This is a genomic window from Micromonospora palomenae (genome assembly GCF_007829925.1).
Taxonomy (GTDB): Bacteria; Actinomycetota; Actinomycetes; order Mycobacteriales; family Micromonosporaceae; genus Micromonospora; species Micromonospora purpureochromogenes.
Genome location: NZ_VIXA01000001.1, coordinates 1,233,560 through 1,249,632 on the forward strand (window position 1 = coordinate 1,233,560; position 16,073 = coordinate 1,249,632).

Annotated in this window: 13 protein-coding genes; 8 read left to right on the forward strand and 5 right to left on the reverse strand. The window is 74.2% G+C overall.

Going from position 1 to position 16,073, the window contains the following annotated elements:
- The first annotated feature begins 15 nt into the window (after positions 1 to 15).
- Both FHX75_RS05610 and FHX75_RS05615 read left to right on the forward strand, forming a co-directional pair.
- Positions 16 to 1,368: a carbohydrate-binding protein gene (locus FHX75_RS05610; protein WP_154936979.1), complete on the forward strand. Its 1,353-nt coding sequence runs from the start codon at positions 16 to 18 to the stop codon at positions 1,366 to 1,368.
- A 301-nt stretch (positions 1,369 to 1,669) separates the two neighbouring features.
- Positions 1,670 to 3,115, forward strand: a complete 1,446-nt coding sequence (locus FHX75_RS05615) for a cellulase family glycosylhydrolase (protein WP_154936980.1) — start codon at positions 1,670 to 1,672, stop codon at positions 3,113 to 3,115.
- Positions 3,116 to 3,230: 115 nt separating this feature from the next.
- On the opposite strand, the gene FHX75_RS05620 is transcribed toward FHX75_RS05615, so the two are convergent.
- Positions 3,231 to 4,889, reverse strand: a complete 1,659-nt coding sequence (locus FHX75_RS05620; RefSeq protein WP_154936981.1) for an FAD-binding dehydrogenase — start codon at positions 4,887 to 4,889, stop codon at positions 3,231 to 3,233.
- 101 nt (positions 4,890 to 4,990) lie between these two features.
- On the opposite strand from FHX75_RS05620, the gene FHX75_RS05625 reads away from it, so the two are divergent.
- Positions 4,991 to 6,196: a PucR family transcriptional regulator gene (locus tag FHX75_RS05625; RefSeq protein ID WP_170285288.1), complete on the forward strand. Its 1,206-nt coding sequence runs from the start codon at positions 4,991 to 4,993 to the stop codon at positions 6,194 to 6,196.
- Between the two features lie 61 nt (positions 6,197 to 6,257).
- Positions 6,258 to 7,889 (forward strand): copper resistance CopC/CopD family protein, encoded by a 1,632-nt coding sequence (locus tag FHX75_RS05630; protein ID WP_246157679.1) that lies wholly within the window; start codon positions 6,258 to 6,260, stop codon positions 7,887 to 7,889.
- A gap of 104 nt (positions 7,890 to 7,993) precedes the next feature.
- On the opposite strand, the gene FHX75_RS05635 is transcribed toward FHX75_RS05630, so the two are convergent.
- Genes FHX75_RS05635 through FHX75_RS05650 form a run of 4 tightly spaced genes read right to left on the reverse strand, consistent with a single transcriptional unit; the run spans position 7,994 to position 12,790 of the window.
- Entirely contained in the window at positions 7,994 to 9,628 is a 1,635-nt protein-coding gene (locus FHX75_RS05635) for a glycoside hydrolase family 43 protein (protein WP_211364336.1), read from the reverse strand.
- A gap of 26 nt (positions 9,629 to 9,654) precedes the next feature.
- On the reverse strand, positions 9,655 to 10,584 hold the full coding sequence (locus FHX75_RS05640; protein WP_246157681.1) for a carbohydrate ABC transporter permease: 930 nt from the start codon (positions 10,582 to 10,584) through the stop codon (positions 9,655 to 9,657).
- Positions 10,581 to 11,504: a carbohydrate ABC transporter permease gene (locus tag FHX75_RS05645; RefSeq protein WP_246157683.1), complete on the reverse strand. Its 924-nt coding sequence runs from the start codon at positions 11,502 to 11,504 to the stop codon at positions 10,581 to 10,583. Before FHX75_RS05645 ends, FHX75_RS05640 begins: the two co-directional genes overlap by 4 nt.
- Positions 11,501 to 12,790 (reverse strand): ABC transporter substrate-binding protein, encoded by a 1,290-nt coding sequence (locus FHX75_RS05650; RefSeq protein WP_154936983.1) that lies wholly within the window; start codon positions 12,788 to 12,790, stop codon positions 11,501 to 11,503. Before FHX75_RS05650 ends, FHX75_RS05645 begins: the two co-directional genes overlap by 4 nt.
- A 231-nt stretch (positions 12,791 to 13,021) precedes the next feature.
- Between FHX75_RS05650 and FHX75_RS05655 the strand changes: the two genes are divergently transcribed.
- The 4 genes from FHX75_RS05655 to FHX75_RS05670 all read left to right on the forward strand — a co-directional run bounded on the left by FHX75_RS05655 (position 13,022) and on the right by FHX75_RS05670 (position 16,003).
- A complete protein-coding gene (locus tag FHX75_RS05655) occupies positions 13,022 to 14,035 on the forward strand; it encodes a LacI family DNA-binding transcriptional regulator (protein ID WP_154936984.1) in 1,014 nt (337 codons plus the stop codon).
- A 141-nt stretch (positions 14,036 to 14,176) separates the two neighbouring features.
- Positions 14,177 to 14,902, forward strand: coding sequence for a hypothetical protein (locus FHX75_RS05660; RefSeq protein WP_154936985.1), 726 nt, complete (start codon positions 14,177 to 14,179; stop codon positions 14,900 to 14,902).
- 125 nt (positions 14,903 to 15,027) lie between these two features.
- Entirely contained in the window at positions 15,028 to 15,540 is a 513-nt protein-coding gene (locus FHX75_RS05665; RefSeq protein WP_154938841.1) for a DUF6529 family protein, read from the forward strand.
- A gap of 22 nt (positions 15,541 to 15,562) precedes the next feature.
- Entirely contained in the window at positions 15,563 to 16,003 is a 441-nt protein-coding gene (locus FHX75_RS05670; protein ID WP_154936986.1) for a Rieske (2Fe-2S) protein, read from the forward strand.
- The last annotated feature ends 70 nt before the right edge of the window (positions 16,004 to 16,073 follow it).

Consider the following 16,073-nt stretch of genomic DNA (forward strand, 5'->3'; position numbering starts at 1 on the left):
ACGAGGAGGTATGTCATGCGACTCCGACCCGCACTCACCGCCCTGGCCACCGGCCTGGCGCTGGCCACGGCCGCCGCCGCCCTGCCGACGACGCAGGGGCTCGCCGCGGCCACCACCGACGTCGCGGCCGTCGCCTGCACCGCGCCCGCCTGGGCCGAAGGCACCACCTACCCGGCAGGCAGCCAGGTCAGCTACGCGGGCCGGCGCTACGAGGCCCTGGTGACCCACACGCCACCGCCGGGCGCCGGCTGGAACCCGGCCGCCACGCCGGCGCTGTGGCGGGACCTCGGTGCCTGTGACGGCGGCGGCACGCCCACACCGACGCCGACGCCCACCCGCACCTCGTCGCCCACACCGACGCCGACGCCGACGCCGACCGCGACGCCGACCACCACCCCGCCGCCCGGCACGCCGACCTGCGCGGTCAAGCCCCGGCCGGCAGGCAAGGTGCTGCAGGGCTACTGGGAGAACTGGGACGGCGCCGCCAACGGCGTCCACCCGCCGCTGGGCTGGATCCCGATCACCGACCCGCGGATCATCGGACACGGCTACAACGTGGTCAACGCCGCCTTCCCGGTGATCCGCGCCGACGGCACGGTGCTCTGGGAGGACGGCATGGACACCACCGTCAAGGTGCCCACCCCCGCCGAGATGTGCCAGGCGAAGGCGGCCGGCCTGACCATCCTGCTGTCGATCGGCGGCGCCACCGCCGGCATCGACCTCAGCTCGACGACGGTCGCCGACCGGTTCGTCGCCACGGTGGTGCCGATCCTGAAGAAGTACAACTTCGACGGCATCGACATCGACATCGAGACCGGCCTGACCGGCAGCGGCGACATCAACCGGCTCTCCCCCTCCCAGGCGAACCTGATCCGGATCATCGACGGGGTGCTGGCCCAGATGCCGGCCGGCTTCGGCCTCACCATGGCCCCGGAGACCGCGTACGTCACCGGCGGCAGCGTCACCTACGGCTCCATCTGGGGCGCTTACCTGCCGATCGTGAGGCGATACGCCGACAACGGCCGGCTCTGGTGGCTGAACATGCAGTACTACAACGGCAGCATGTACGGCTGCTCCGGCGACTCCTACCCGGCGGGCACCGTGCAGGGCTTCACCGCGCAGACCGACTGCCTCCACACCGGACTGGTCGTCCAGGGCACCACGATCCGCGTCCCGTACGACAAGCAGGTCCCCGGCCTGCCGGCGCAGCCCGGTGCCGGCGGCGGCCACCTGCCGCCGTCGTCGGTGGCGCAGGCGTGGAACACCTACCGCGGCGGGCTGAAGGGGCTGATGACCTGGTCGCTGAACTGGGACGGCGCGAAGGGCTGGACCTTCGGCGACAACGTCCGGTCCCTGCAGGGCCGCTGAGGTCGGCTCCCCCGGCCCCGCTCCCCCGCTCACCGGGGTGCGGGGCCGGCCTGCGCCGGCACCCGGCGGCCGGGCGGCCGGACCCGCGCCGGACACTTCGACGTATCGACATGTTGCGAGGATGTTGCGGACGCCTCTAGGCTGCCATGGGAGCGCTCCCGAGCCTCGTCCGGGCATCGAGGCGACACCGGGCACCGCCTGCGACCGGTGGGTGATGTGTGGGCACCACATCCATCCGGTCCACGGCCGACCCGGGCACCACCACCTCGCACCCGACCCCCGCACAGATTGAGACGGTCCCATGCAGAAGATTCCCCGCCCGACGCGGCGGCACCTGCTCGCCGCCGGTGCCGCGGCCGCACTGACCATCGGCGCGTCGGCGTTCCTGCCGGTCGCCAACGCGATGGCCGCACCCGGCTGCGCCGTCACCTACACCACCAGCTCCTGGACCGGCGGGTTCACCGCCAACATCACGATCAAGAACCTCGGGGACGCGGTCAACGGCTGGACCCTCGGCTTCAACTTCCCGGACGCCGGGCAGCGGGTGGGGCAGGGCTGGTCGGCGACGTACCAGCAGAGCGGCCAGGCCGTCACCGCCCAGAGCCTGAGCTGGAACGGCGCCCTGGCCAGCGGGGCGTCCACCACCATCGGCTTCAACGGCAGCTGGGCCGGCAGCAACCCGGCGCCCACGTCGTTCACCCTCAACGGCACGGTCTGCACCGGCGCGACGACCCCCACCACCCCGCCGCCGTCCCCGACCACGCCGCCGCCCACCACGCCCCCGCCGACGACGCCGCCGCCCGTCGGCCAGACGCCGGTGGCGATCAACGGTCAGCTCCGGGTCTGCGGGGTGAACCTCTGCAACCAGTACGGCCGGCCGATCCAGCTACGGGGCATGAGCACCCACGGCCTGCAGTGGTTCGCCCGGTGCTACAACGACGCGTCCCTCGACGCGCTCGCCACCGACTGGCGCGCGGACCTGCTGCGGATCTCGATGTACGTGCAGGAGGGCGGCTACGAGACCAACCCGAGCGGCTTCACCGACCGGGTCAACACGCTGGTCGACGAGGCCGGTGAGCGGGGCCTGTACGCGCTGATCGACTTCCATACGCTGACCCCCGGCGACCCGATGTACAACCTGGACCGGGCCAAGACCTTCTTCGCCGCCGTCTCGGCCCGCAACGCCAACCGCAACAACGTCATCTACGAGATCGCCAACGAGCCCAACGGGGTCAGCTGGCAGACCATCAAGAACTACGCCGAACAGGTCATCCCGGTGATCCGGGCCAACGACCCGGACGCGATCGTCATCGTCGGCACCCGGGCCTGGTCCTCGCTGGGCGTGTCGGAGGGCGGCAACTCCACCGAGGTGATCAACAACCCGGTGAACGCCAGCAACGTCATGTACGCGTTCCACTTCTACGCCGCGTCGCACAGGGACAACTACCGGGCCGAGGTCGAGCGCGCCGCCGCCCGGCTGCCGCTGTTCGTCACCGAGTTCGGCACGGTCACCTACACCGGCGGCGGGGCCGTCGACGCGGGCAGCAGCACCGCCTGGCTGGACCTGCTGGACCGGCTGAAGATCAGCTACGCCAACTGGACGTACTCCGACGCCGACGAGGGCAGCGCCGCCTTCAAGCCGGGCACCTGCTACGGCGGCACGTACGCCGGCACCGGCGTGCTCACCGAGTCCGGCGTCTTCATGCGCAACCGGATCCGTACCCCGGACAACTTCCCCACCAGCTGACCGGAGCGACACCGCGCGGCGCCCGTCCCGGCCGGGGCGGGCGCCGTCCGTTCCGCCCGGCGTTGCGCCGGCCGGCCGTTCGCGGGGCGGGCCGCCCCGCGACCGGCGTGACTCGTCAGGCGACGGCAGCCGCGGCGGCCCGCCCGGCCGTCCGCCCGGAGAAGAGGCAACCACCGAGGAAGGTGCCCTCCAGGGCGTTGTAGCCGTGCATGCCGCCGCCACCGAACCCGGCGACCTCGCCGGCGGCGTACACCCCGCCGAGCGGCTCGCCGTCGGGGCGCAGCACCCGGCCGGCGAGGTCGGTGTGCAGCCCGCCGAGGGTCTTGCGGGTCAGCACGTGCAGCTGGACGGCGATCAGCGGGCCCGCCGCCGGGTCGAGCAGGCGGTGCGGCGTGGCGACCCGGATCAGCCGGTCGCCCCGGTACCGGCGGGCGCCCCGGACGGCGTGCAGCTGGGCGTCCTTGCCGTACGGGTGCGCGATGTCGCGGTCGCGCGCCTCGACCAGCCGGCGCAGCGGCGTGACGTCCAGCTGCGGGCCGCCGGTCTCGGCCGCCAACGCGTTCATCCCGTCGACCAGCTCCTCCAGGGTGTCGGCGACCACGAAGTCCGCGCCGTGGCGCTTGAACGCCTCGACCGGGCCGGGCGCGCCGGGACGGACCCGTTGCAGGACCTGCCGGACGCTGCGGTTGGTCAGGTCCGGGTTCTGCTCGGAGCCCGACAGCGCGAACTCCTTCTCGATGATCTTCTGGGTGAGCAGGAACCAGCTGTAGTCGTGGCCCGTTCCGCGCAGGTGCCGCAGGGTGGCGAGGGTGTCGAAGCCGGGGAACAGCGGCGCAGGCAGGCGCCGGCCGGTCGCGTCGAGCCACAGCGACGACGGGCCGGGCAGGATCCGGATGCCGTGGTCCGGCCAGACCGGGTCCCAGTTGCGCAGGCCCTCGGTGTAGTGCCACATCCGGTCCGGGTTGATCACCTGCCCGCCGGCGGCCTCGGTGATGCCCAGCATCCGGCCGTCGACGTGGGCGGGCACCCCGGCGACCATCCTGGTCGGCGGCGTGCCGAGCCGCGCTGGCCAGGCCCGCCGGACGAGGTCGTGGTTGCCGCCGATGCCGCCCGAGGTGATGATCACGGCCTGCGCGCCGTACGCGAAGTCGCCGACGGCCACCCGCGAGGTGCTGTGGCCGCGCGGGGCGTCGTCGGGTTCGAGGACTGTCCCGCGTACCCCGGTGACCACGCCGCCGGCGGTGACGAGTTCGTCGACCCGGTGCCGGAACAGCAGCCGTACCCGGCCGCGCGCGACGGCGTCCTGGACGCGCCGGGCGAACGGCTCGACCAGGCCTGGGCCGGTGCCCCAGGTGACGTGGAACCGGGGTACGGAGTTGCCGTGGCCGTCGGCCGCTCCCCCGCCCCGCTCGGCCCAGCTGACCACCGGGAAGACCCGGTGGCCCATCTCCCGCAGCCAGGCCCGCTTCTCCCCGGCCGCGAAGTTCACGTACGCCTCGGCCCAGCGGCGCGGCCAGTGGTCCTCGGGCCGGTCGAAGGCCGCGCTGCCCGTCCAGTCCTGCCAGGCCAGCTCGACCGAGTCGCGGATGCCCATCCGCCGTTGCTCGGGCGAGTCCACCAGGAAGAGGCCGCCGAACGACCAGAACGCCTGCCCGCCGAGGTTCTGCGCGGGCTCCTGGTCGAGCAGCAGCACCCGCCGACCCGCGTCGGCGGCCTCGGCGGCGGCGACCAGCCCGGCCAGCCCGGCGCCGATCACGATGACATCCGTATCCATGCCACCGACGCTACGTACGGGGTTGCCAAGATGGTGGCGGTCCACGCGCAAGATCCAGGGTAGGTTTTGTAACCCGGATGACAAAAGTGAGGGGCGGAAGCGTGTCCGACGCGCTCATCGACATCGAGCCGGGGCTCGCCGCCCTCCCGCCGACGGTCGGCGAGCACCTCTGCGGGCTGCGGGCACCCCTGCACGGGCGGATCCTCGCGACCGTCCGCGCGGCGATGCGGGCGCAGGGCCGGTCGCTCACCGGCGGGCAGGGGCAGGGCCTCACCCTCGGCGTCGAGACGGCCGTCGACGCGTTCGTCGAGGCGGTCGCCGATCCGGGCCGCGACCTCGCCGCCACCCGGGCGGTGTTCCACGCCCTCGGCCGCACCGAGTACCGGGAGGGCCACCGGGTGGACGCGCTGCGCACCGTCCTCACCCTCGGCGCCCGGGACATCTGGGCCTTCCTGGTGGAGAACGCCGGCCCGTCCGGCCCGGCACCGAGCGACCTGTACGTCATCGCCGGTGCGCTCTTCGGCTTCGCCGACGCCCTCGCCGGCGCGGCGGCGGAGGGGTTCCTCGACGAGCAGCGCGACGCCGCGCAGGACTGGGCAACCACCCGACGCCGGCTGATCACCCTGCTGGTGCAGCCCGAGGCCCCGGCCGAGAGCGCGCTGCACGCGGCGGCCGACGCGGCCCGCTGGCCGCTGCCCCGCAGCGTCGCCGTGGTCAGCGTCGACGGCACCGACGCCGAGCACCTGGCGCGGTCCATCGGCGGGGGCGCGATCGCCACCGTCATCGACGACGCGGTACGGCTCGTCCTGCCCGACCCGGGCACGCCCGGACGGCTGGCCAGCGCCCGGCAGGCGCTGTCCGGCCGGCGGGCGGCGCTCGGGCCGACCGTCGAGCTGGGCCGGGCCCGGCTGTCGTACCGGCTCTCCCGACGGGCGCTGGCGCTGCAACACGACGGCGTGCTCCCACCGGGGCCGCTCGGTTGCGACGAGCACCTGCTGACCCTGCTGATGGCGTGGGAGCCGGGCCTCGCCGACCGGCTGTCCGCCGTCGGGCTGGCCGCGTTGGACGGCGTCCGGCCCGCCGCTTGGCAGGCGCTGGCCGAGACGCTGCACAGCTGGCTGCGCCGGCAGGGGCAGGTGGTCGCCGTCGCCGAGGAGCTGCACACCCACCCGCAGACCGTGCGGTACCGGATGCGCCGGCTGCGGGAGCTGTTCGGCCCGGCGCTGGACGATCCCGACGCCCGGCTCGCCCTGCAACTCGCCCTCCGGCACCGGTTGAGCCGGCCGGCCGGGGCCGACGGCCGGTGATCCGGCCCCGGTGCACGCGCCCGCGTTGAACCGTACGGCCGTCCGATCCGAACCACTGGTCGTGCGTACCCGAACCGCCGCGCTGCTGGGGCTGCTGCTCGCCCTGCTGTCCGTACCGCTGACGCCGCCCGTGCCCGCCGCCGCCCACGCCGTGCTGGTCGCCACCAGCCCGGTACGCGACGCGGTGATCGGTTCCCCGCCGCGGGAGGTGATGGTGACCTTCAGCGAGCCGGTGTCCCCCGTCGCGGGGCGGGTGCAGGTCCTCGGCCCGGACGGGCGGAAGGTCCACACGGGTGAGCCGGTGGTGCGCGGCGGCACCCTGCGTATCCCGGTCCGGGTGCCCGACCGGCCGCTCGGCACCTACCTGGTCAGCTACCGGGTGATCTCGGCCGACAGCCATCCGGTGGCCGGCAGCTTCACCTACTCCGCCGGCGCCCCGTCGGCGACTCCCCCGCCGCCCGACGGTCGGACCCGGACCAGCGGCGCGCTGGCGCCGGCCGCCCGGTACGTCGGCTACCTGGGACTGGTGCTGGCCGTCGGTCCGGTGCTGCTGGGCGTCGGGATGTGGCCGCGCCGGCGCTCCCGCCGCCCGGTCGTGGTCGCCGCCTGGGCGGGGCTCGGCCTGGTCGTGGTGGCCACCGCCGGGCAGTGGGTGGCCCAGGCCGCGGACATGGTGGGAGCGCCGGTCGGTGAGCTGTCCCCGGCCGACCTGCGGGCGGTGGGTGCGAGCGACGTCGGCCCGGTGCTGGGCGCCCGGCTGGCCCTGGTCGGCGTCGCCGCGGCGCTGCTGCCCGCCGTCGTGGCCGGCCGGTCGGGTCGGGGGCGGCGGGTCACGCTGGCGGTGGTCGGCGTCGCCGCGCTGACCACCTGGCCGTTGGCCGGGCACCCGGTGGCCGCGCCGCTGCCGCCGGTCAGTGTCGCCGTCGGCGTGGTGCACCTGGCCGCGATGGCGGTCTGGGCGGGCGGGCTGCTCACCCTGGTGGCGTTCCTGCTGCCCGGCCTGCACGAGCGGGTGCGCGCCCGGGTCCTGCCCGCCTGGTCCCGGCTGGCCACCCTCGCGGTGTGCTGGCTCGTGGCCAGCGGCGTCGCCCAGGCCGCGGTGGAGCTCGGCCGGCCCGCCGCGCTGCTCGACACGACGTACGGGCGGCTGCTCTGCGGCAAGGCCGCCCTGCTCGCCGTGGTGCTGGCGGTCGCCGCCGGGCAGCGACGCCTGGTGCGCCGAGGGCTGGCGGCGGGCCGGCCGGGCCGGGTCAGCCGGGCGGCGGGGGTCGAACTGGTCGCCACCGCGCTGGTGCTGGCGCTCAGCGCCGTGCTGGTGCAGACTCCGCCGGGCCGCACGGACGGCACCGAGGCCGCCCGGGCCAGCCGGGAGGGGGTCGCCCAGACGCTGACCAGCGGCCTGTACACCTTGCAGTTCGACGTCTACCCGGTGCGGGTCGGGAGGCCGAACTCACTGCACGCCTACGTCTACACCCCGCAGGGCCAGGCGCTGCCGGTCGTCGAGTGGACGGTCAGTCTGGCGCTGCCGGCGGCCGGCGTGGAGCCGGTCCGGGTGCCGGTCGACACGCCGGAACCGCACCACGCCAGCGCGGAGGTGACCTTCCCGGTCCGGGGCGAGTGGACGCTACGGTTCACCGCCCGGACCAGCGACGTCGACCAGGCCACCGTCACCGCCACCGTCCCCGTCGGCTGAGCCACCACGGAGCCCGGCGTCGCCGCACGGTGCCCCGCCCCGGTCGGCGCGCCGGCCCGCACCCGGCACGCCGACCGGGTGTCCCGGTGGCGGGCGTCCCTCGGTCAGTCGACGGCCGCGCCGGTGTGCCAGGTTGCCGAGTCGAAGTCGGCGTACCCGCCGTCGGCGCCGATGTCCTGCACCCAGAGACCGGCGAACGCCCCGGTGAAGCCCCAGCCCGTCGGCTCGCCGTCCACCGCGCGGGCGGCGTGCTCGTCGGAGAGGATCGTGGCGTCGAGCACGGGTGACAGGGGCCGCCACCCGTCGCCGAGGTCGTACCAGAACCGCAGGACCGGCCCGTCGAAGACCACCCGCAGCCCGATCCGCGCGCGCCGCCCCAGCCGCACGGTCGCCTCCGGGTACGCCGTGCGCCGGCCGGAGTCGCAGCTGAGCACCTCCAGCACCGGCTCCCCCGCGTCGTCGAGGCCCACGTAGGCGTAGTGCCAGTTGCGGCTGTTGTAGTAGCCGGTGATCCCGGCCAGCTGGCGGAACGTCTCCGGCCGGAACTCCAGCACGGTGGACAGGGCGCAGCGCGGGTCGGTGACCCGGCGGGCGACCAGGCTGGGCCGGTGCCGCCCGACCGGTGACTGGCCGCCGACGATCCGCAGGTGGGAGGGGCGGGCGGCGAGGTCGACCCAGTCCGGGGTGGCCGGGCGGCGCAGGGTGGACCAGGCCGGCCCGAGGGTGGGGGCGTCGAAGTGGTCGGTCGCCGGCTCCGCCGGCCACAGCGCCGGCGGCAGGTCGGGGGCGGCCACCACATCGGCCGGTACGCCCCCGCGCACCCGGGGCCACCCGTCGGCGGTCCACTCGACCGGTTGCAGGGCGGTCTCCCGGCCCAGCACGCAGTTGCCCAGCGGGGTGTAGGGGCGGCCGGTGAGGTGGGCCAGGTACCACCGGCCGTCGCCGGTCTCGACCAGGCTGCCGTGGCCGGCCTTCTGCAACCGCAGCTCGGGCCGGCCGTACGAGCTGATCAGCGGGCCCGCCGGGTCCGGCCGGTACGGCCCGAACAGCGACCGTGAGCGGGCCACCGTCGCCTGGTGCTCCCAGCTCGTGCCGCCCTCTGCGGTGAGCAGGTAGTACCAGCCGTCGCGGCGGTAGAGGTGCGGCCCCTCGGTGACCCCGGCGGTGGTGCCCTCGAAGATCAGCCGGGGCGGGCCGACGAGCCGCCCGGCCACCGGGTCGTACCGCTGGATCTCGATGCCGCCGAACGAGTCCCGCCCGGGACGCCAGTCCGCGCGCATGGCCAGCAGCCAGGTGCTGCCGTCGTCGTCGTGAAAGAGCGACGGGTCGAAGCCGTGCGCGTGCACGGCCACCGGGTCCGACCAGGGGCCGGTGATGTCGGGCGCGGTGACCACGTAGTTCTGCGGGTCCCAGTAGCCGCTGGCGAAGCTGGCCACGTCGGTGTAGACGAGGTGGAACCGCCCGTGCGCGTACGACAGGCAGGGCGCCCAGACGCCGCAGGAGTCGCCGACGCCGGTGAGGTCGAGCAGGCGGCGCTCGGTGAGGATGCCGCCGAGCGGTCGCCAGTGGACCAGGTCCCGGGAGTGGTGCAGCCGCACCCCTGGGTACCACTCGAACGTCGAGGTGGCCAGGTAGTAGTCCTCCCCCACCCGCAGGATGGACGGGTCGGGGTGGAAGCCCGGCAGCACCGGGTTGTGGATCACACGGGTGGTGGTGGGCGTGGTTACCCCGCTGGTCATGGGGAAGTCTCCTCGTGGGGGGCGGGTCACTTGCCGAAGCCGGCGGTGAGGCCGCCGAGCAGGTGACGCCGGCCGAACAGGTAGAGGGTGAGCACCGGCAGGGCGGAGAACACCACCAGCGCCATCAGGCCGGGCACGTCGGTGCCGAACTGGTTCTGGAAGTTCCACAGCCCGAGCGGCAGCACCCGCTGCTCGGGGCTCTGGGTGAGCACGAGGGGGAAGAGGAAGCCGTTCCAGGCGCCCAACCCGCTGAAGATGCCGATGCTGACCAGGCCGGGCCGGGCCAGCGGCACGACGAGCCGGGTGAAGGTGCGCGCCGGGCCGGCCCCATCGACCGTCATCGCCTCGTACAGCTCGTCGGGGATGTCGCGCAGTGTGCTGGTGAGCACGACGACCGACATGGGCAGGGAGAACGCCACGGTGGGCAGGATGATCGCCAGCAGCGAGTCGTAGAGCTGGAGCCGGGTGATGATCAGGTAGATCGGGACGACCACGGCCTGGGCGGGGATGGCCAGGCCGAGCAGGAAGAGCGAGAACCCGACCCGCACGGCCCGACTCGTGCCGCGCACGATCGCGTACGCCGCGGGCAGCGCGAGCGCGAGCACCAGCGCGATCGTCGCGGCGGTCACCACCGCGCTGTTGAGCAGCAGCCGGGCGAAGCCCTGCCCCAGCACCCGGCCGTAGTTGTCGAGGGTCAGCGTCCCGGGCAGGGCCAGCGCGCCGTCGTTGAGGTAGCCGTCGGGGGTGCGCAGGCTGGTGACCAGGATGTAGTAGAGCGGCAGCACCACCACGAGCAGCCACAGGGTCGCCCCGACCCCGGCCGGCAGGTTCACCGGCCCGCGGACCCGCGCCCGGCCCGGGGCGGGCTGCTCGTCGGCGCGTACCCCCGTGGTGGCCGGCGCGGGCGTGCCGCGCGTCGGCGGCGGCGCCGGCCGCACGGACTGCGGGTGTCTCACAGGCCCTCCCGGTCGCTGGCCATCCGGTGGTAGCCGGTGGCGCGGACGATCAGCACCGACAGCACGGTGCCGACGGCCACCAGCAGCACCGACAGCGTGCTGGCGTAGCCCATGTCGAAACCGACGAAGCCCTTGATGTACATGTGCAGCGGCAGCACCCGGGTCTCGGTGCCCGGCCCGCCACCGGTGAGCAGCAGGATCGTCTCGAAGTAGGTGAGCGACCCGACGATCATCAGCACCGAGGAGGCGACGATCGTGTGGCGCAGCAGCGGCAGGGTGATCGACCGGAACTGGCGTACCCGGTCGGCGCCGTCGATGGCCGCGGCCTCGTAGAGGCTCGCGGGGATCTGCCGGACGGCGGCCTGGTAGATCAGCGTGTGGAACGGGACGAACTGCCAGGCGATGACAAGGGCGACCACGTACAGCGCGCGGTCCGGGTCGCCGATCAGGTTGCCGTCGGGCGCGCCCAGCCAGGGCCCCAGCGTCGCGGCGGCGCCGAAGTTGGGGTCCAGCAGGGACAGCCAGGCGAGCGCGATCGCGGCGGTGGAGAGCAGCAGGGGCAGGAAGAAGGCCGCCGAGAGGATCGCCCGGTTGCGCTGCGGCGCCGCCGCCCAGACGCCCAGCAGCAGCGCCAGCGGGGTCTGCACCACCCAGCACAGCGCCGTCAGCAGCAGCGTGGTCCAGATCCCGTGGGTCAGGTCGGCGTCGTCGCGCAGCGCCCGCCAGTTGTCCAGGCCGGTCCACACCGGATCGCCGAGCCCGTTCCAGCGGGTCAGGCTGAGGTAGGCCACGACCAGGATCGGCGCCAGCCCGAAGGCGGTGAAGAACAGCCCGGCGGGGACCGCCCAGAGCGCGCCCGGCCGGCCGTGCCGGCGCCGGTCCGCCGGGGCCCGGCCGAGGGCCGGCACGGCCGCGGTCACCGCGCCTTCCCCATCGCGGCGACGAAGTCGGCGGGGGTGAGCTGGGAGAGGAAGAGCTTCTGCAGGTTGGTCAGCAGTTCGCTGCCGACCGAGGGTGGCAGCGCCTGGTCCCAGGACTGGGTGAACGACGACGCGCCGGACACCAGCTGGTAGGTGAAGGTGGTGAACTCGGCGCCCGGGGTGCCGGCCAGCTTCGTCTCCACGCCCTTGACCGCCGGCACCTGCCCGGCGGCGATCAGCCCCTGGACGTACGACTCGGAGGTCAGGGTCCGCTTCAGGAAGTCGACCGCCGTGTCGGGGTGCTTGGAGCTGGCCGACACCGAGTAGTAGTTGCTCGGGTTGCCGACCACCGCCGTCGGGTCGCCGGCGCCGTCGGCGACCGTCGGGAAGGGCAGCCAGCCCAGCTTGCCGTCCTTGACGAAGGCCGGGTTGTTGGTCAGCTGGGTGGAGTACTCCCAGCTGCCCATGAGGAACATGGCCGCCTTGCCGGTGGCGAAGAGCTTGGAGGCGCCGGAGTTGTCGTAGTTGATCGAGGCGAAGTTCGCGCCGAACGCGCCCCGCTTCGCCAGCTCCTGGCACATCGTGGCGGCCCGCACCACCGCCGGGTCCGACCAGGCGCCGGCCGTGCCGGCGGCGATCGCGGCGAACTTGCCGGGCCCGCCCACCCGGTCCAGCAGGTACTCCAGGTACATCAGTTCGGTCCAGCCCTGCGAGCCGGGCAGCGCGATCGGGGTGACCCCCTTGGCCTTCAGCGCGTCGATGACGGCCAGCAGCTGGTCGTACGTCTTCGGCGGCTCGAGCCCGGCGGCGGCGAAGACGCCCTTGTGGTAGTAGAGGATCACCGGCTGGATCCCGTTCATCGGCAGGGCGTACTGCCGGCCGTCGACCTGCCCCACCGACAGCACGCTCGGCAGGAACGCGGCGGACAGGTCGGCCGTCCGGTCGGTCAGGTCGACCACCTGGCCGGCCTTGACGAACTGGGCGAGGTTGCCGCCGCCCCAGTTGAAGAAGACGTCCGGCGCCTGCGGCGACCCCATCGCCACCTGGAGCTTCTGCTTGTAGGCGTCGTTGACGTACGTGGTGAACTGGATCTTGTTCTCGGCGCCGGAGTTGTAGGCGTCGATGGCGGGCTTGACCACCTTCTGGTATTCGGCGTCCTGCAGAGCCCAGAGCTGAAGCTGGTCACCCCCGCGCGGTCCGGAGTTGCCGCACGCGGCGAGCGAGCCCAGCACGCCGGTGCTGAGCAGGGCTGCGGCCGTACCACCCAGGAAATCGCGCCGACGCATGGCCGATCACCGTCCTCTCCACGACCCGGCCGCGCCCGACCGGATGCCTCGATAAGTTTCGGGAAAGTTTCGATTTCGAGGCAGACTAGGCAGCGCCGCGAGATCGGGTCAAGGGGTGGCTGTCGATGGAACGGCAGCGGAATCTAACGGATCGGACACGCCGGTGCGCAGTTTTCGAAACTTTCGGGATACGATCGAGGGCAGGGCACATCGATCGCCGAGGAGAGTGGCATGCCGGACCAGCGGGCGACCCTGTCGGAGATCGCGGCCGCCGCCGGCGTGTCCGTGCCCACCGTCTCGAAGGTGCTCAACGGCCGGCCGGACGTCGCGCCCACCACCCGGCAGAAGGTGCAGGACCTGCTCGACCGGCGCGGCTACACGGCCCGGCGGGCCACCTCCTCCGGTGGCGCCGGCCTCATCGACCTGGTCTTCCGCGACCTCGGCAGCCCCTGGGCGATGCAGATCCTCGACGGCGTCGAGGAGCTGGCCTACCGGGCCGGCATGGGCGTGGTGGTCTCCGCCGTGCACGGCCGGCACCGCACCCGCCCCGACCGGCGCTGGATCGAGCAGCTCTCCGCCCGCCGCTGCGACGGGGTGCTGCTGGTGCTCTCCGACCTCTCCCCGAGCCAGCAGAGCCAACTCGACGAGCTGGGCATCCCGGTGGTCATCATCGATCCGGCCGGGCAGCCCGGCGCGGGCATCCCGTCCGTCGGCGCGACGAACTGGGCCGGTGGCGTCGCCGCCACCGAGCATCTGCTCGGCCTCGGCCACGACCGGATCGCCGTGATCGGCGGCCAGCCCACCGTGCCGTGCAGCCGGGCCCGCGTCGACGGCTACCGGGCCGCGATGAACGCGGCGGGCCGCAAGATCCCCGCCGGTTACGTCCGACACGGCGACTTCAACGCGCCGTCCGGGTACCGGGAGATGAACGCCCTGCTCGACCTCTCCCGCCCGCCCACCGCCGTCTTCGCCTGCGCCGACCAGATGGCCCTCGGCGCCTACGAGGCGCTCTACGAGCGCGGCGCGCGGGTCCCCGACGACGTGAGCATCGTCGGCTTCGACGACCTGGACGCCGCCCGCTGGTCGGCCCCGCCGCTGACCACCGTCCGCCAGCCGCTGACCGAGATGGCCGGGATGGCGACCCGGATGCTGCTCGCGCTGATCGCCGGCGAGGAGCTGGACAGCCACCGCATCGAGCTGGCCACCCCGCTGATCGTCCGGCAGAGCACCCGCCGGCCGGCCTGAGCGCGGCCCCACCCTCCCGGGTCCGCGGACCCGGCGCTGCGGCTGCTCCCGGCCGTGCCCGCGGAATTGCCTCCACGGATCGGCGCGCGGATTGAACGACCGGCGCCCCGGGACCGTACGACCGGGTGAAGGGAGCTGCTCATGAAGCGCATCACCCCGTTGCTGACCCTGCTGACCGGGGCCGGGACGGCCGCCGTGCTGTTCGCGATGAGCGCCCAGGCGGCGCCGCGTACGGTCCAGCCGACGGCCGCCATCACCCCCTCGGCCAGCGCCACGGCGCCGCCCGACGCGCCCTCGACACCACCGGTCGACCCGACCGGGCAACCGCCCGCGCAGCCGTCCGAGCAGCGCGGCCGCCCCGGCGCTCCCACCACCGCCCCGGCCGCGCCGGTCACCGCGAACTGGACCGGCCGGCTCGACAGCGGCGCCACCATCGCCATCACCGCCACCAAGGGCACGGCCGTGGCCTACGTCTGCGACGGCCGCCGGCTGGAGATCTGGCTGCGGGGCACCGCCGCGGACGGCCGGCTGAAGCTGACCGGCAAGAAGGGCGCCACCCTCACCGGCACGATCGGCGACGGCGACGTCACCGGCGAACTGGTCGTCGGCGACAAGCGGTGGAGGTTCACCGCCAAGGCCGCCGCCACGCCCGCGCCCGTGCTCTACCGGGCCACCGCGCAGGCCCGCAGGGCCGGCGTCGACGGGGGTTGGATCATGCTGCCGGACGGCTCCCAGATCGGCGTGCTCACCCGCGACGGCTCCCCGGCGCCGGCCCCGCCGCTCGACCCGGCGTTCGGCACCACCATCGTCGACGGCAGCACCGTCGCCGCCGAGCCGGTGGCCGGCGATCCGGAGACGGCGGAGTGAGGATCGGTCCCCGGCACGGCGTCGACGCGGACTCCGCCGACGACACCACGCCGGTCGTGCACGTACGGTTCGACCCGGTTCCCGCGCCGGACCGGCCCGCCACCTTCGGCGCGCCCCGGCCGTCGCTGCTCGTTCCGTTGCTGGTCGGCGCGGCCATCGCGGTGGCCACGGGCGTCTACGGTCGGCTGCACACCCCGACCGGCATCGCCGTCAACCTGGCCGGCTTCTCCGGCCCGCAGGCGGTGAAGGTGTGGCTGGGCAGCGGCGCGGCGTTCTTCGCCGTCCTCCAGTTGCTCTCCGCGCTGGCCATGTGGGGCCGGCTGGGCGGGTTCTCCCCGTCCTGGGCGGGCACCGCGCACCGCTGGTCGGGCCGGATCGCGTTCCTGCTGACCGTGCCGGTGGCGGTGCACTGCCTCTACGCGCTGGGCTTCGCCGACCACGACCCGCGCACCCTGCTGCACTCGCTGCTGGGCTGTCTGTTCTTCGGCGCCTTCACCACCAAGATGCTCGCCCTGCCCCGGCCGGGCCTGGCCGGCTGGGTGCTGCCGGCGATCGGCGGGGTGGTCTTCACCGTCCTGATGGGCATCTGGCTGACCTCGTCGCTGTGGTACTTCACCACGGTCGGCGTCGGCACCTGAGGTACGAGAGGAAGGCGAGGACATGGTCGACGACCGCGATCCCGGCTGCCCGTCCCGGCGGGCGATGCTGGCCGGGGCCGGCGCGGCGGGGCTCACCGCCGTGCTGACCGGCTGCCAGACGTACGGCGAGGCCGCGGCCCCGGCGCCCGAGGCGACCGGCGCGGCGGGCGGAGCGGCGACGCCGCTGGCCACGGTGGCGGACATTCCCGTCGGCGGCGGGAAGATCTTCGCCGCCCAGGGGGTGGTGGTCACCCAGCCCGCCGAGGGCACCATCAAGGCGTTCTCCGCGAAGTGCACCCACCAGGGCTGCACCGTCACCGCCGTCCGCGACCGCACCATCGTCTGCGCGTGCCACAACAGCGTCTTCGACATCGCCGACGGCTCGGTGCGCAGCGGACCGGCCGGTCAGCCGCTGCCGGAGGCGGCCGTCTCGGTCGAGGGCAACAGCATCCGGCTGGCCTGACCGGGCGGTACGGGCCGCGCGCCCGGGTGTCGGGGGTGACCGCCCGCAGCCGGCACCGCGTGGCGTACGG

Coding starts and splice junctions, on each gene's coding strand:
- FHX75_RS05660 (WP_154936985.1), top strand. CDS start 14,177: ATGAAGCGCATCACCCCGTTGCTGACCCTGCTGACCGGGGCCGGGACG.
- FHX75_RS05620 (WP_154936981.1), bottom strand. CDS start 4,889: ATGGATACGGATGTCATCGTGATCGGCGCCGGGCTGGCCGGGCTGGTC.
- FHX75_RS05610 (WP_154936979.1), top strand. CDS start 16: ATGCGACTCCGACCCGCACTCACCGCCCTGGCCACCGGCCTGGCGCTG.
- FHX75_RS05655 (WP_154936984.1), top strand. CDS start 13,022: ATGCCGGACCAGCGGGCGACCCTGTCGGAGATCGCGGCCGCCGCCGGC.
- FHX75_RS05650 (WP_154936983.1), bottom strand. CDS start 12,790: ATGCGTCGGCGCGATTTCCTGGGTGGTACGGCCGCAGCCCTGCTCAGC.
- FHX75_RS05670 (WP_154936986.1), top strand. CDS start 15,563: ATGGTCGACGACCGCGATCCCGGCTGCCCGTCCCGGCGGGCGATGCTG.
- FHX75_RS05635 (WP_211364336.1), bottom strand. CDS start 9,628: ATGACCAGCGGGGTAACCACGCCCACCACCACCCGTGTGATCCACAAC.
- FHX75_RS05615 (WP_154936980.1), top strand. CDS start 1,670: ATGCAGAAGATTCCCCGCCCGACGCGGCGGCACCTGCTCGCCGCCGGT.